The organism is Selenomonas ruminantium AC2024 (assembly GCF_000687995.1).
Taxonomy (GTDB): domain Bacteria; phylum Bacillota; class Negativicutes; order Selenomonadales; family Selenomonadaceae; genus Selenomonas_A; species Selenomonas_A ruminantium_B.
This window is the reverse complement of record NZ_JIAC01000001.1, coordinates 1,102,266-1,117,662: the sequence shown is the minus strand read 5'-3', so window position 1 is coordinate 1,117,662 and position 15,397 is coordinate 1,102,266. Positions and strand designations below refer to the sequence as shown.

The following is a 15,397-nucleotide window of genomic DNA, read 5'->3' as shown; positions in this document are numbered from 1 at the left end:
ACAATAAAAACGCTTAGCGTTTCAAGAACTGATACAAGGCACGGTACATCAGCATCGTGCTGACAGCACCGGGGTCTTCCACGCCGATGCTGCGCTCGCCTACGAGGCTGGCGCGGCCTTTTTTCGCGGGGATTTCCTTGGTGTAATTTACGCCGTCACCAGCGGCTTTGGAGGCTTCCTGCAGAACCTCAAAGAGATTCTTGTCTTCCACATTTTCCGGCAGGAAGCAGTCATGAATGGGAATCAGAGCATCCAAGATGGTCTTGTCGCCCTGTTCGGCACGGCCACGGGACTGAATCGCTTCAATGGCAGCTGCCAAAAGTTTTTCAAAACTCTTGATGTTCATGCGGGTTTCTTCATCACATGCCTCACCAGCCTTGACGAAAGCTGCACCGTAAAGCGGGCCTGCAGCACCGCCCACGTTCTGAATCAGCGCCTTGCCGATTTTAATCAGCACCGGGCCTGGCAGGCTGGTATCGTCCATCTCGTCCACTTTTTCCTGAGCAGCCCGAAAACCGCGGGCCATATTGAAGCCATGGTCACCGTCACCGGCCTTGGCATCAATATCCGACAGATAATCCTTCTGGGCAATGATGGCCGCAGCTACGGCATCAAAAGCGTCTTTAATTCTCGACATTTCAAAACTCCTTGCTTTGCAGTAAAGTAAAAAACGAAAAAACTCATTGATGGGGAAACAATGAGTCTATGGGGAAAAACATACCTATCCATTATAACACGCACAGTTCAAAGCGCAAGTGTGAATTGACAGAAATATAGGAATGAAGGAAAAACACGTTATAAATCACAGCTTCCCATATTGTAGCGCAATTCCTGATTCTTGACGCTGACTTTCGTTTCCGGCGGAACCGAATGGGTCAGGAACACATTGCCGCCGATGACCGAGCCTTTGCCAATCACCGTATCGCCGCCTAAGATAGATGCCCCGGAGTAAATGGTCACATTGTCCTCAATGGTCGGATGACGCTTCTTGTTGAAGAGTTTCCGCCCGCCCGAGGTCGAAAGGGCCCCCAAGGTAACGCCCTGATAGATTTTCACATGCTCACCGATTTCCGTGGTCTCACCGATAACGATGCCCGTGCCATGGTCAATCATAAAGTATTTGCCGATGGTTGCGCCCGGATTGATGTCAATGCCCGTCTTGCTGTGCGCGAGCTCCGTCATAATGCGGGGAATCACTGGCACGTTGAGTTTGTAGAGCTCATGGGCAAAGCGGAACACCGTCACCGCATAGAGGCCGGGATAAGCAAAGATGATTTCATCAGCACTTTCCGCTGCCGGGTCACCATCAAAGAGCGCCTCCACATCCGTAGCCAAAAATTCGCGAATCTTGGGAATCTGCCGCAAAAAAGCCAGCGTAATACGCTGTGCTTCCGTCCGGGTTGCGTCCAGTGTCTCCTCGTCGAGCTTCATGCCATAACGCAGGGCAATGGCAATCTGCTTGTTGAGGCGAAAGGCGATATCCTCAATCACCATCGACAAATTGTTGCGGATATCATAGATGCGGTAATGCGGGTCTTTGACATAACCGGGATAGGCCACTCGCGTGAGCTCCCCAATCAATTCATAGATGACCTTGGTATCCGGCTGATTGAATACATCCAGCTTGTCGATATGACGGTTTTTATCGTAATCGGCTAATATGTCCTGCGTAATGCTCTTGATATCCTGACCAATTATGTCCTGCATAGAGTTCTCCTTCTAACGTAATACACGAAGATGGTTTCGGCAGAATAAATTCTGCCGAAACCATCACTGTTATCTTGCTATTATGTTAGCATTGCAATTTTTTCCTGTCAAGACAGTTAAATCTTGAAGCGCTCTACAGAAGTTTCCATGCCTTCCGCCATTTCCGTAAGGCGACGGCTGGCACTGGCAATCTCATTCATGGTAGCTGTCTGCTCCTCAGTAGCTGCCGATACGGTTTCTGCTTCGGATGCCACGTTGCGGCTCATTTCACTAATCTTGTTGATGGCTTCCGCAATGGTGCTGGTATTGTTGGCGAGGCTTGCCACCGTGCGTTCCATTTCGTTGGTTTCATCCACTACCTGCTCAACCATGACGGCAATGTCCTTGAAGCTGCTGCCGGCTCCATTAACGGCACCTACACCATTCTGTACCTGAGATACGCCGTCCTGCATAACGGATACGGCATTGCGGGCCTTATCCTGAATGGAACCAATCAGGCTGGAGATTTCCCCTGCCGAGGAACTGGACTGTTCGGCCAGCTTTCTTACTTCATCGGCTACTACCGCGAAGCCCCGGCCATGTTCACCGGCACGGGCAGCTTCAATCGCCGCATTCAGTGCCAAGAGGTTCGTCTGTTCAGCAATTTCCGAGATGGCATCTACAATGGCGCCAATCTTATCGGATTCGCGGCCCAGTTCTTCAATAACCTGCGCGGACTGGCTGACGGACTGCTCGATGAGTTCCATCTGTTTCACTGCACCGGTTACTGCCTTTTCCCCGCTGTCGGCCTGCCCCTTGGCATCAGCAACCACCTGACCGGCATGTTCAATGGTTACCTTGAACCGCTCCATGCTCTGGGAGAGGCTTTCAATATTGGTGCTGGCATTTTCGACCTCCGTGAACTGCTCGCTGCAGGCACCAGCCACGTTGACGATACTGTCTGCCACAGAGCCGCTGACTTCAGCAGACTGTTCGGAACTATTGGTGAGCTGCTGGCAGGAAGCTGCTACCTGCTGGCTCGACTCGATAATCTGCCGCATCATGGTGCTGACCTCCGTCTGCACCTTGTGCAAGGCCCGGCTCATCTCACCGATTTCATCGGTACGATGGAATACCTCTTCCAGTGAATTATCCTCCCGCAAGTCGCCCGTCGCCATAACGCCCAGACGGTCGGTGACAATATGCAGGGGACCCACAATGGATTTTGCTGCCAGCATCCCCAAACCGGAGAAGATAGCCAGCAGAACGATATTGACGATGACCGTGTTAATCAGAGTGGCTTTGAAAGCCTCGTCAGCAGCTGCCTGTTCTTCAGCAACACGGCTGTCAATATAGTCAATCCAGACACCCGTGCCCAGCACCCATTTATAAGGCTCAAAGGTTGCGGTGTAATTCCGCTTGGGCAGCGGCGTAGTCTCATTTGGTTTAGCGAACATCAAATCCGTATAGCCGCCGCCTTGCTTGCGGCCATTTTCAATCATTTCCTTGATGAACTGCTTGCCGGACGGGTCAGTCAAATTGATACGTGATTTTCCTTCCGTATCACGGCCCAGAAGCACCACATTGACCCCATCAAATGTATCCACCCAGAAATAGCCTTTGCCATCATCATAGCGCAGGTTGCGCACCATATCTGCGGCCTGCTTTTTAGCCTGTTCTTCGGTGAGCTCACCCTTTTGCTGACGGTCATAGACCTGCTTGATAATGGAGATGGCGGTTTCCGTTTCAATTTTCAGTTCCCGCTCCACATCTGCCGTCATCGTCTGCCGCACCGAAGCAACCTGACGCTCCGATTCAGCTTTGAGATTCATGATAAATGCCGCACTTACGCAAATCGTAGTCAATACTGCGATGCCAATTACCATAATCACCATGCGTCCCTTTAGTGACATTTCTATCCCTCCAAATCCTCCTCACAATCATTTTATCCGCTATTTCTAGTGTGAATATTCGACACATTCTTATCCATTCCTGCAAAAATTATTCTCGTTTCAACATAATTTGTCGATACAGATTTTCCACATCCTGCATATAAGTTTGACTGTCCATCAACGGCGAAGCCAGCATCATCTGCCGCAGTGTCTGCCGCAAAGCCGTCAATAGTTCCTCATCCCCGGCCAAAGTCCGGGCGATATTTACATATTGTTCCGGACTCTCCGCCACCAGTTCTCCGAGTCCTAAATTGCACAAAAAACTTTTCCCGAAACGGGCACCGTGACGATTGCCTGTCAAAGTCACCACCGGCACTCCCATGTAGAGAGCCTCACAGGTGGTCAGTCCACCGGGATAAGGCGATGTATCCAGCGCAATATCCATATCTCCATATTCGCGCAGATAATCTGCCGAATAGGAACGCAGTTCAATCCGCTCTATGGGCAGCTGCAGCTTCCGCAGACGGGACAGTGTATAATCCCGCCCTTCATCCGTGCCCAGCAACTGATGTTTCAGCAGCAGCCGGGAATTCGGCACCTGCTGCAAAAGTTCCCGCCACAAACAGAGCATGCCGTCATTGACCTTGGCAAAATTATTGAAGGAACCGAAGGTAATATACTTATTTTGCCGGCATGGTGGCGGCACTAGCTCTGGAAATTTCTTATACGGCTGATAGCAAAAATGAGTATGCGGCAGCTGCAAAAGCCGTTCTGTAAAATAGGGCGAGTGCTCCGCAGGAGCGCAGTAGGCATCTGACAGAAAACCATCACACTCCGAGATTCCCGTGCTGTTGAAGTAACCAATGCCGCAAATTTGTACCTTCGCTGCCCGGTAAGCAAAGACCGGCAGGGCATTGTCTGCCGTATGTCCCCCCAGTTCCACCAGAATATCGATTTCATCAGCACGAACCGCTTGGGCGATGGCTGCAAAATCCTGCCCCGCCATCATGCGCCAATGAACCGGCGCATGGCGCAAATCCTCCGTGACAAAATCGCTTTCTGCATTTAATTGGTACACAAAGACTTCAAAGGCTGCTCGGTCAAAGCCAGTGAAGAAAGGCTTCACAAACTGTCCTACAGCATGGTCACGCAGGTCAGCAGAAAGATAGCCCACCCGGATTTTCGCATGCTGCCAGTCTGGTGCAGGAAAAACTTTCCCCTGCATATCCTGCAGATAATGGCGGTAAAGACCATAAAGTTCCTGCATCCTTGCCGCCGGCAAATTCTCTATGGCATTGGCCGAAAAGATGGCATTGCTTGTTTCCGTCAGCTTTTTTATCGTATCCGGTTCAAGCTCTGCCGACTGCACAAAGGCCGCCATCGCCGCTTCACTTTCTCCGAGCATGCGGTGAGCCGCCCCTAAAAGACTCCAGACATCGGCTAGCCGCTTCCTATCCTCACTATCCGCAAAATCATGAACCAACGAAGTCAGCAGGGCAATCTCTGATACATATTTTTTTTGCGCGCGAAGGATATAGGCCTGCAGCAAACCTCCGAGCAAAAATTTCATGCCGGTCTGCTCCTGAAAATCCTTCACGAGCTGCCAGGCCCTGTCATATTCCTGCCGCTTATAACATTCCAATGCCTGCCCATAGACGGCCAAAAAATCATCTCTATCCACAAACTTTGCCCCTTCCACATTTCGTTGCCTTATGACTTCGCCATCTTTCAGATTTATCCCTGCCTCTCGGTAAAATCCTGTGGTATACTATAGCTAGACTTAACTGAATTGAGGAGGTTTTCATCATGCGTTTTGTTCGCGCGTTCGTTCCTGTTCTAACCATGGGCTGCCTGCTGCTGCCGATTACCGGCTGTGCCGCAGCGGTAAAGGATACACCTGTGTCTCAGCGCACCATCGCGGGGCGTCCATCCTTCCCCGACAAAATGCCCGGCGAAATCAATAAACGGGCTATTTCCTCCGTGCACTTCCGCTGTGCACCAGCCTTTGATGAGCCCATGATGGCCATGGACGAAAATCCCGAATCCATCACCATTATGGGCGCTGCCGAAGCCAGCCAGGAGCAGATGATTGCCTTCATCAAACAGCGCAATACCGCGCCGAAGCTCAACTGCTCTGTGGAGGAAATCGTAAACTACTACTATCAGGAAGCCGGCGCCGAAGGTGTCCGTCCCGATGTGGCTCTTTGTCAGGCTTTGAAGGAAACCGGCTTTTTTGCCTATGGTGGTGATGTGTCCCCCCAGCAAAATAATTTCTGCGGCTTAGGCGCCACAGGAAACCATGAGCCCGGCCATAGCTTTGCCACGCCCCAGTTAGGCGTCCGTGCCCATATCCAGCACCTGCTGGCCTATGCTAAATACAAACCGCCAGTGCAGGCACTGGTTGACCCTCGCTATCAGCATGTGGTACAGAATCGTCCCGACCTTCACGGCAAGGTGCTGACCTGGACAAAACTCAACGGCAACTGGGCTGTGCCAGGAAAAAATTACGGTCAGGAAATCCTGATGCTCTGGCGCGAAGCCCAAGTCCCTGACGGTTCCTCTGCCTCCTTACAGGCCGCTCAGAAAAAAGTCAGCAAGGCTCCGGATGAAGCTGCCAACCTGATTTACCGTGGCATTGTCTACTACAACCGGGATGATTTTAAGAACGCCCAGGCCGATTTTGCCGCTGCCCATAAGTTCAAGCCCCAATCCGGTGAAGCTCTCTTCAATCTGGCCATCACCGAGGAAAAGCTCGGCGACAAAAAGGCTGCACGCAAGGCCTATGATGAACTGCTCACCCTGCAGCCCAACCATAATCAGGCCTGGTACAACCGCGCCCTGCTCCGCTACCAAAGCAAGGACTATGACGGCGCCCTCTCTGACCTGCAGAAGCTCTTAAAAATCGAAGAACGCTCTGCCGACGCTCAGAATCTTATCGGCCTTTGCCATATCGGGCAAAAAAAATACGACAAAGCCTGGGAAGACTTTGCCGCCGCCGGTAAAATAAACTCTGCCAACATGAATGTGCTGGCCAATCAGTTTATTATCATGGCATGTTTGAAATAAAAAAGGTATAATGAAAAGAAACAACTATCAAAGGAGACTTTAACATGGCTTTTATTGAACCGAATCCCATTCAGGCAACCAACAAGGCAGATGGCAATGGCACCATCACCATCGTAAAACTCTTGACGCCGGAAGAACTCGACGGCAAGTGCGATATGTACGCCAAGGTTATCATCCCGCCCCTCTGCTCCATCGGCGTGCATGAACATCACGGCAACACGGAGACTTACCACATTCTCTCCGGCACGGCCCTCTACAACGACAATGGCAAAGAAGTAACCATCGGCGCAGGTAGCACCACCTTCTGCCCCGACGGCGAAAAACACGGCATCGCCAACCCCTCCAAGACCGAGGATTTGGTGTTTATGGCTTTGATTATCAAGAAATAATAACAACAAAAATGAGGCCTCGAAAGAGGCCTCATTTTTGTTGTTCTCCATCCTTTCGGCGAGCCAGCAGGAACACCGTGCCCAGAATAAGCGCTGTCCCGAGCACATCCATCAAGCCAAAGCTGGCCCCCAGAAACATCATGGAAAAGATTATGGCCGCCAGCGGTTCCAGAGAGCCCAGCATTCCCGCTTCCGCTGGCTGAATGTATTTTATACTGCCTAAGTAACAGCCAAAGGCCACCACAGTGCCAAATACAATAATATAAGCATAGATAAGCGCAGCCATATCATTCCAGCTGCCGGAAAACTGCCAAGGAGGACAGATACCCGACAGTGCTAGACCTCCCAAGAGCATCCCCCAGCCCACCACCAGCGTGGGACGCCATTTGCGAATCAGCCGCTTGGGCTGCATGGTATAAAAGGCCGCCGCCACAGCCGAAGCCAGCCCCCAAAACAGAGCCAACGGACTGATGGCCAGGGAGTCCAGACTGCCATGGGTAACCAGCAGAATCGTCCCGCCCACAGCCATGGCCGCGCACAGAATTTCCAGATACTGCGGAAAGCGGCGGACAGTAATGGCCGTATATCCCACGATGATGATGGGCATCAGGTACTGCAACACCGCCGCAGCCGCCGCATTTCCCTCTTTGATACAGGCAAAATAAGTATATTGCACCGCCAGCATCCCCAAAATAGAAAAGAGCAGAATCTCCTTGGCATCTTTCCTGTCTGTCCAAACGCAGAAAATGTTTTCTTTATAAAGGCAGATATCTGCCGCCAAAAAAATCACGCCGGCCAGCAGCATCCGTGACACCACCAGCCATTCCGTAGAAAAGCCGCAATCCTGCAGCAGATACTGTCCGGCTACGCCGCTGCCGCCCCACATAGAAGCGCCCAGGCACACCATTAAGAGTCCTTTATTCCGTTCCTTCAAGCTTATTCCCGCTTTCTTCTTAGAGCTGTCTTTATTCATTCAGCGCTCCAGCCAGCCGTTCGGCAAGCAGAGTATAACGCTTGCGGGTGCGGTCATTCTCCACGGCGGTATTGAGAGCCGCCTTCGTGCCCAGGAGAATCACCTGCTTGCTGGCCCGGGTTACGGCAGTATAGAGCAGATTTCTCTGCAGCATGATGTAATGGCCAGCCGTTAAGGGCAGGATAATGACGGGATACTCACTGCCCTGACTCTTATGCACACTCATGGCATAGGCCAGCTGCAGTTCTACCAGCTCATTCTTCTCGTAATCCACCTCTAAATCCTCGCTGAATTTTACCGTGAGGTGGTCGGCCTCCACAGCGGTGATAAAACCGATATCTCCGTTAAAGACCATTTTCGTGTAGTTGTTCTTGGTCTGCATGACCTTGTCATGCAGGCGGAAGGTACGGATGCTGTTCTTGTACTCCGCCTTATACGCGGCAGGCGGATTAAGCGCTGCCTGCAATAGCTTGTTGAGATTTTCCACGCCGCATTCCTGCCGGTGCATAGGCGAGAGCACCTGCACATCCGTCAGGGGATTCCATCCCTGCTTTGGCAGGACTTCCACGCAGAGGCGCACGATATTTTTCGCCACCTCAGCAGGGTCAGCAATTTCCCAGAACTGAAAATCTCCCGCCGGCTTGCAGATGGGCAGACGGCCGGCATTAATGGCATGGGCATTGAGGACGATGGTGCTCTCTTCATCCTGACGGTAAACTTCCGTCAGGCGTACCGAAGGAATGGCCTCGGAGCGCAGAATGTCCTTGAGCACCGAGCCGGGACCTACGGCGGGCAGCTGGTCCACGTCGCCCACGAGAATTACATGACAGCCATCGGGTACAGCGTCCAAAAAATGCTGCATAAGCACGATATCCATCATGGACACTTCATCGAGAATGATGGCATCGGCCTCTAACTGCTCGTCTGCATCTTTAGCAAACATAGAGGAGCCATCGTCCTGCCGTCCCCCCTGTGCTTCAAGCATGCGGTGCACCGTCATGGTCTTGCGCCCTGTGGCTTCAGCCAAACGCTTAGCGGCGCGTCCTGTTGGCGCCCCCAACAGGATTTCGAGACCGGCCATTTCCAGCATATCAATCATCCCGCGCACCACGGTGGTCTTGCCTGTGCCGGGGCCGCCCGTGAGCACCAGAATGCCATGCGTCAGCGCCGCAACCATGGCTTCTTTCTGTGCCTTGGCCAAATCAAGCCCCGTCATTTCCTCCCACTGCGCCACCAGCCCCTCGGGATTTTCCACATTGAGCACATCGGCATAACGCTGCAGATATAAGAGCTTGCGGGCAACTTTTTTCTCGGCCCGATAGAGATAGGGCGAATAGATAAGCGTCGTTCCGCCGACGGATTCCACGGCTAGGCGTTGAAGCTTGAGCTGTTTTTTGAGTACCTCGCCCACGCGCAGCGGGTCTACCCGCAGGAGTTTAGCAGTACGTTCAATCAGGGGCTGTTCGGGAATGCAGCAGTGCCCATTGGTGGAAATCTGCTGCAGTGCGTAGTCAATGCCGGCCACCACGCGGTTTTCGTCATCCCCTGCCAAGCCGAGGCTGGCGGCAATGGCATCTGCGGTGGCAAAGCCAATGCCCTCCACCTCCTGCGCCAGCTTATAGGGATGATTTTCCAATACATCCAAGGCAAAGGAACTGTACTTCTTGAAAATTCGCGCCGCAAGAGCACCCGAAACATTATGACTTTCGAGCCAGAGCATGATTTCCCGCAGCTCCGATTGCGCAGTATAGGAGGCTACGATTTTTTCTGCAGTCTTTTTGCCGATGCCCTCCACTGTTTCCAGCAGTTTGGGCTTCTGCTCAATCACATCCAAAGTGTCCGCACCGAACTTAGCCACCAGACGTTTGGCCATGGCAGGGCCAATGCCATCAATGACACCGGAAGCCAGGAAGCGTTCAATGCCCTCCACACTGGTAGGCGCTTCCAGACGGATGCTTACAGCCTTAAACTGCTGGCCGAAGCGGGGATGGGTGACCCAACTCCCCGTCAAATGCACCTGCTGCCCTACCAAAGGCGGTTCACTGCTAACAGTCACGCTGACGCGGCTGTTCTGTCCGGTTGGCTGCAGACGGAACACCGCAAACTTGCCATCCTCACTGGCAAAGATAATGCTGTCCACCAGACCTTCGAGTTCTTCCTGTACAGTTCCCGGGGCAAAGCCCAGCGCCATCTGTTCGTTGTTGTTAGCCATAACTTCACTCCCTCCTGCTGTAAAGCAATTTATTCGCTGGCCACTAACCGTTCCCACTTGGCATAGCGTTCTTCTATCTCCTGCTCTTTGGCGGCGTATTCTTCGGCAATGCGCTGACTTTCCGCTGGGTCAGCCTGAATATCCGGCTGATTCATCTGAAACTCCAGTCCCTTTAACTCCGCTTCGGCCATGGCGATTTCCGCCTCAGCCCGCTGAATCATCTCCGTGCGCTTGGCATCGCTCATGCTCTGAATCTTACCGGCTTCTGCCCGCTCTTTGGCGGCAGCTTTTTCCTCAGCTGCCTTCTGTGCTTCCGCAGGTTTCTCGGCAGCTTTCTTAGCCGCTACCTTTTGAGCGGCGTCTTCTGCTTCCAGCCGTTCTTCTTCCTCGGCCTCCCGCTCAGCTTCCTTCTTCATCAGATAATAACTGTAATTGCCGCTGTATTCCGTAAGCTGGCCCTTATCAAGTTCCAAGGTGCAGTTAGCCACCTTGTCGAGGAAGTAACGGTCATGGGATACCGCAAGGAATGTGCCGGGATAAGCCATCAAGGCTTCTTCCACCGCTTCTCTGGCCGGAATATCGAGATGGTTGGTCGGTTCGTCCAGAATAAGGAAGTTAGCACCCGTAAGCATCAGCTTCAAAAAAGCCACGCGGGACTGCTCGCCGCCAGAGAGGTCGCCAATCTTGCGCAGGACTTCATCTCCGTGGAACAGGAAAGCGCCTAAATAACGGCGGGCCTGTTCTTCGTCCACGCCATAGGTGTAGATGATTTCATCAAGCACAGTCATATCCATATGCAAAGTTTCATGCTGCTGGGAGAAATAACCGATTTTCACCCGGCTGCCAATTTTTATCCGGCCTTTGGCAGCTTCAAGCTCGCCTACGAGAACTTTGAGCAGAGTGGTCTTGCCTGCACCATTCGGGCCAACGAGCGCCACGCCGTCACCGTTGCGAATCAACAGGGACAAGTCCTTGAACACCGGCTCACTGCCATAACCGAAGGTAACTTCTTCCAGTTCTGCCACACGCTGTGCACATTCAGGCGGCTTATGAAAGGCAAAATAGTTGAAGCTGGCAGCCTCCGGCGGCAATACAATGCGCTCCAAGCGGTTGAGCTGACTCTGCCGTCCACGGGCCTGCTTAGACTTGATGCCTGCCTTGTACTTGCGGATGTATTCCTCCGTCTTTTTGATATGCTCCTGCTGTTTTTCGTAGGCAGATTTGAGCGCCTCGCGCCGGGCCGTCTTGACCCGCATAAAGTAGGTGTAATTGCCCTCGTAGCTAGTGACGGTATTCGCCTCTAGTTCCACCATGCGCGTAGCCACCTTGTCGAGGAAATAGCGGTCATGAGATATAATGAGCACGCCGCCGCGATAGGTGCGCAGGAAACCTTCGAGCCACTCAATCATCCCGATGTCGAGATGGTTGGTCGGCTCGTCCAAAAAGAGGAAGTCTGGCTCACGAAGCAAAGCCTTGGCCAAACAGATACGCGTCTTCTGACCGCCGGAGAAATGCTCGACATTCTTTTGGAAATCTTCATCCGTAAAGCCCAAACCATAGGCGACCTTTTTAATCCGGCTGTCAAATTCATAGCCGTTTAACTGTTCAAAACGCTCCACGACCTTGCCATAGGTGTCCAAAAGTTCTTCTTCACCTGCGGCAATGCGCTTTTCCAACGAACGCTTGCGCTCGCCGAGTTCGATGATATCGTCAAAGGCACGACGGAACTCGTCATAGAGCGTGCCTTCGCCAAAGTCTGCCTGCTGCTGCACATAGCCGATGGTTTCAGCCGGGTCAAGCTGCACCGAACCGCCATCGGCTTCTTCCTGTCCCATGAGAATCTTCATCAGGGTGGTCTTGCCGGCACCATTGGCACCGACCAGGCCGACCTTATCGCCGCCCCGCACTTCAAAATTCACATCATGGAAGAGTTCATCTATGCCAAAGGCCTTTTTGAGGCCATTAACTTTCAATATACCCAAAATAAATTCTCCTCTATACTAGCCTTCCCCCCTGGGGAAGGTGCCCCTCATGGGCGGATGAGGTTCAAAGGCAATATCTCTGCAACCTCATCCGTCAGCCTGCGGCTGCCACCTTCCCCAGAGGGGAAGGCTTTCATTCCTATCCTCCAAGGACTTCTATTTCTTATAATCCAATCCAATATGCACTACGGCCTGATTGGAACTGCCGCCGTCCATAATCACGCAGGCAAAGGGCATGCCGTAGAACACATCCGTGTTGCGGGTGGAAGTCGTGATGGTGGTCTGGGTACGGGAACTGGTCTTACCCGTTTCCACACCGGAAATCACAAAGCCTTTCCGCTGAAGAATCTGGGCCACTTCCGCGGCGGCACCGTTAATGCCACTGTCGTTAATGACCATCACGGAAATTTCCTCCGGCTTCATGGGCTTGCTCTTTTCTTCCGTCTTCTCCGCCGTTCCTTCCGCCACCTGACCGGAGGTCTTGGACTTAGCCAGCAGCTGCATGCCGCTGGGCAGAGTCTTCATATAGGCGTCTTCATCAGCCTGAGCTCTCTGCTTTTCCCCCTCGCTGAGTTCGAGGCCCAGCTGCTCAGCCATCAACGAGCGCAAATCCGTAATATCGGGAATCCAATAGCTCACATCCTTGATGTAAGCAGGCTGTCCCGGCACCATCTGCGCTGACAGGCCATTGTCGTGAACAGACTTCAGCTTGCCCGCAAACTCCACGAGCTCCGTCAGACTCATATCCGTCTGAATGGCGGACTTTACTTCCTCCACTAGTTTCGGCAGCTTGGGCAGCACCGAGGGCGAAATGACCTTGGCCAGCACCGCCTTCATAAACTTCTGCTGGCGGCCAATGCGGCCGATATCACCCTCGCCATCACGATAGCGCACATACTGGATGGCCTTTTTGCCATTCATATGCTGCTCGCCAGGATAGAGGTCAATCACGAGGCCACCGTCATCATCCCAAGGGTCTTCGTAGTACATGCGCTTTTCCACGTTGATGTCCACGCCGTCGAGCGCATCAATAATCCGTTCAAAGGCCTTGGTGTCAATGATGATATAATGGTCAATCTTCGTGCCCAGCAGTTTTTCCACGGCCTCCTGGCTCATCTTATGACCGCCATAGGCATAGGCATGATTGATTTTCTCGTAATCATTGCCCTCAATCTGTACCCGCGTATCACGGGGCACGGAGAGCAGGGACGCTTTTTCCTTTTCCTGGTCAAAGGCCGCCACCATCATGGTATCGCTGCGACCCACATCCCCCTCACGGCGGTCAACGCCCAACAGCATCACATGGGTAATCTGGTCGCTTTTCACCGGTTCGCCATCGCTGTTCACCAGGCCGCCATTGTTGCGGGAGTGATTGGCTGCCATTATGCCAGCCACTGCCACCAGCACGGTCAGCATAATTCCCAATATCCACTTGACTCTTTTATAACTGCGCTTACGTCTGCGCTTCTGCCGCATGATTCTTTGCTCCTCATTAATATATAGGTCGAAATTCAACCCCATAAGTATAGCAAAGATGGCCTTTAATGTAAAGAAAATGCCCGCGCCAAAAGGCGCGGGCTTCCTGCTCAAAGTGCCATCTTTTATTCCACATCCAAATCTGCCGTTACCTGATAGTAATCGCAGGCATGGGAGGTGTAGTTTTTCACATTGGCCTTGGAAATCATGCTCATCTTGAGGAAGGAGCAGAATACAAAGGCATGGTCATCGAGTACGACCTGCTGCATCTGCAGGGCCAGCTGCGCACGCTTAGCGGGGTCAAATTCGCGGCTCAGCTGTGCTTCCAAAGCATCCAGTTTGGCACTCTGGTATTTGCCCTGATTCTTGGTGGCATTCCCGGTGGCAAACACCGTGAACCAGTATTCGGGGTCACCGGTGGGCGCCTGCACATTGGCCATGGCGTAGATATCCCAGCCCTTCACATCCTTGACTGCCTGATTGTTGTCCGCGGTGCAGTTGACTTCCACCTGCATGCCGATGTCTTTCAAGGTTGCCTGGGCAGATTCAGCGAGCAGCGGCAGTTCCTGACGGCTCGGATAGGTCAGCCACTTGAGGACGAGCTTTTTGCCGTTCTTCTCGCGGATGCCATCACCATCCGTATCGACCCAGCCCGCAGCTTCAAGTACCTTCCTGGCGCCTTCCGGGTCAAACTTTTCGGCTTTTACCTTATCGCCGCCGAAAGCCGGGCCTGCGGGGAACACACCGTTAGCCGGGAAGCCGTTGCCATCCAAAAGTTTGGCCACGAAGTTTTCCTTGTCAATGCCCATGGATATAGCCTGACGCACAGCCGGGTCAGAGCACACAGAATCCGGGTCGAAGTTCATCTTCCCAAAGAAGCAGCGGGAAGTGGAAATCTGCGAGATATTATACTTGTCATTGCGGAACAGCGGATAGCTTTCATAAGCCATGCCGTAAGCGGCCTGCACTTCACCGGACTGCAGGGCATTGGCGAGCGTATTGCCGTCCGTAATCGTGCGGATGGTAATCTTGTCGAGCTTCGGCGTGCCCCCCCAATAGTTTTCATTCTTCTTGAGTACCAGATGGTCATCCGTCTTGATATCCGTGGCAATGTACGGGCCAGTACCGGCCACAATGCCTTTTTCAAAGCCAGCATCCACATCAATGATACAGCCATAAGGGTCGCCGAGGTAGTTGAGGAGCGCCGGTTTCGGTTCCGTGGTCTTGATGATAAGCTCCTGCCCATTGGCTTCCATGGAGGCAATCTTCAAATCCTGTGCCGCCCGCTTATTATTGGCAATCAGATGCTCAAAGCATTGCTTGACGGCTGCGGCATCCAGCACACGGCCGCTGGAGAATTTCACACCATCACGCAAAGTGAACTTCCAGGTAAGCTCGTCCACATTCTCCCATTTGACCGCTAGCCAGGGCTGAATCTCCATATTATCGCTGTACTTAATCAGCGTTTCACCAATACCATAACGGATGCAGGCCCAGCCCGCATAGGTGTTATGCGGATTTACATCCGGCTCCTCATTGGAACTGTTAAAGGTCGTATCACCAATGGTCAGCGCCTTTTCACCAGTCTTGCTGGCTGTATCCGTGCCGCAGCCTGTAAGCACGCCGGCACTCAGGACTGCCCCCAATGCCAATGCCATTAATTTTTTCCATTTCATTTGTCAAAATCTCCTTCCTTTATGTAAAAAAATTCTACTGCCTCC

The 15,397-nt window shown here is 52.6% G+C and carries 11 protein-coding genes; 2 read left to right on the top strand and 9 right to left on the bottom strand.

The features are described from left to right. Positions 1 to 13: 13 nt before the first annotated feature. The 4 genes from dhaL to P157_RS13920 all read right to left on the bottom strand — a co-directional run bounded on the left by dhaL (position 14) and on the right by P157_RS13920 (position 5,259). Complete coding sequence (gene dhaL, locus P157_RS0105165) at positions 14 to 637, bottom strand: dihydroxyacetone kinase subunit DhaL (protein ID WP_026760061.1); 624 nt, start codon at positions 635 to 637, stop codon at positions 14 to 16. Between the two features lie 158 nt (positions 638 to 795). Next, complete coding sequence (locus P157_RS0105160; protein WP_026760060.1) at positions 796 to 1,707, bottom strand: serine O-acetyltransferase; 912 nt, start codon at positions 1,705 to 1,707, stop codon at positions 796 to 798. A gap of 116 nt (positions 1,708 to 1,823) precedes the next feature. Next, entirely contained in the window at positions 1,824 to 3,599 is a 1,776-nt protein-coding gene (locus tag P157_RS0105155) for a methyl-accepting chemotaxis protein (protein WP_026760059.1), read from the bottom strand. Between the two features lie 88 nt (positions 3,600 to 3,687). Next, the gene (locus P157_RS13920) at positions 3,688 to 5,259 is read right to left on the bottom strand and encodes a hypothetical protein (protein ID WP_072000169.1); all 1,572 of its coding nucleotides are present in this window, start codon (positions 5,257 to 5,259) and stop codon (positions 3,688 to 3,690) included. 125 nt (positions 5,260 to 5,384) lie between these two features. On the opposite strand from P157_RS13920, the gene P157_RS13915 reads away from it, so the two are divergent. Together P157_RS13915 and P157_RS0105140 are read left to right on the top strand one after the other, a co-directional pair. Continuing rightward, positions 5,385 to 6,644, top strand: a complete 1,260-nt coding sequence (locus tag P157_RS13915) for a glucosaminidase domain-containing protein (RefSeq protein ID WP_037368133.1) — start codon at positions 5,385 to 5,387, stop codon at positions 6,642 to 6,644. 44 nt (positions 6,645 to 6,688) lie between these two features. Further along, positions 6,689 to 7,033 (top strand): cupin domain-containing protein, encoded by a 345-nt coding sequence (locus P157_RS0105140; RefSeq protein ID WP_026760058.1) that lies wholly within the window; start codon positions 6,689 to 6,691, stop codon positions 7,031 to 7,033. Between the two features lie 31 nt (positions 7,034 to 7,064). On the opposite strand, the gene P157_RS0105135 is transcribed toward P157_RS0105140, so the two are convergent. The 5 genes from P157_RS0105135 to P157_RS0105110 all read right to left on the bottom strand — a co-directional run bounded on the left by P157_RS0105135 (position 7,065) and on the right by P157_RS0105110 (position 15,352). Next, on the bottom strand, positions 7,065 to 7,967 hold the full coding sequence (locus P157_RS0105135) for a DMT family transporter (RefSeq protein ID WP_026760057.1): 903 nt from the start codon (positions 7,965 to 7,967) through the stop codon (positions 7,065 to 7,067). Positions 7,968 to 7,998: 31 nt separating this feature from the next. Then, positions 7,999 to 10,218, bottom strand: coding sequence for an ATP-dependent RecD-like DNA helicase (locus tag P157_RS0105130; RefSeq protein ID WP_080695384.1), 2,220 nt, complete (start codon positions 10,216 to 10,218; stop codon positions 7,999 to 8,001). Between the two features lie 29 nt (positions 10,219 to 10,247). Further along, positions 10,248 to 12,200 (bottom strand): ABC-F family ATP-binding cassette domain-containing protein, encoded by a 1,953-nt coding sequence (locus tag P157_RS0105125; protein ID WP_026760055.1) that lies wholly within the window; start codon positions 12,198 to 12,200, stop codon positions 10,248 to 10,250. Positions 12,201 to 12,356: 156 nt separating this feature from the next. Next, the gene (locus P157_RS0105115) at positions 12,357 to 13,676 is read right to left on the bottom strand and encodes an LCP family protein (protein WP_026760054.1); all 1,320 of its coding nucleotides are present in this window, start codon (positions 13,674 to 13,676) and stop codon (positions 12,357 to 12,359) included. Between the two features lie 125 nt (positions 13,677 to 13,801). Further along, on the bottom strand, positions 13,802 to 15,352 hold the full coding sequence (locus tag P157_RS0105110; protein WP_026760053.1) for an ABC transporter substrate-binding protein: 1,551 nt from the start codon (positions 15,350 to 15,352) through the stop codon (positions 13,802 to 13,804). Positions 15,353 to 15,397 lie beyond the last annotated feature (45 nt).

Coding starts and splice junctions, on each gene's coding strand:
- P157_RS0105115 (WP_026760054.1), bottom strand. CDS start 13,676: ATGCGGCAGAAGCGCAGACGTAAGCGCAGTTATAAAAGAGTCAAGTGG.
- P157_RS0105160 (WP_026760060.1), bottom strand. CDS start 1,707: ATGCAGGACATAATTGGTCAGGATATCAAGAGCATTACGCAGGACATA.
- P157_RS0105130 (WP_080695384.1), bottom strand. CDS start 10,218: ATGGCTAACAACAACGAACAGATGGCGCTGGGCTTTGCCCCGGGAACT.
- P157_RS0105140 (WP_026760058.1), top strand. CDS start 6,689: ATGGCTTTTATTGAACCGAATCCCATTCAGGCAACCAACAAGGCAGAT.
- P157_RS0105155 (WP_026760059.1), bottom strand. CDS start 3,599: ATGTCACTAAAGGGACGCATGGTGATTATGGTAATTGGCATCGCAGTA.
- P157_RS13915 (WP_037368133.1), top strand. CDS start 5,385: ATGCGTTTTGTTCGCGCGTTCGTTCCTGTTCTAACCATGGGCTGCCTG.
- dhaL (WP_026760061.1), bottom strand. CDS start 637: ATGTCGAGAATTAAAGACGCTTTTGATGCCGTAGCTGCGGCCATCATT.
- P157_RS0105110 (WP_026760053.1), bottom strand. CDS start 15,352: ATGAAATGGAAAAAATTAATGGCATTGGCATTGGGGGCAGTCCTGAGT.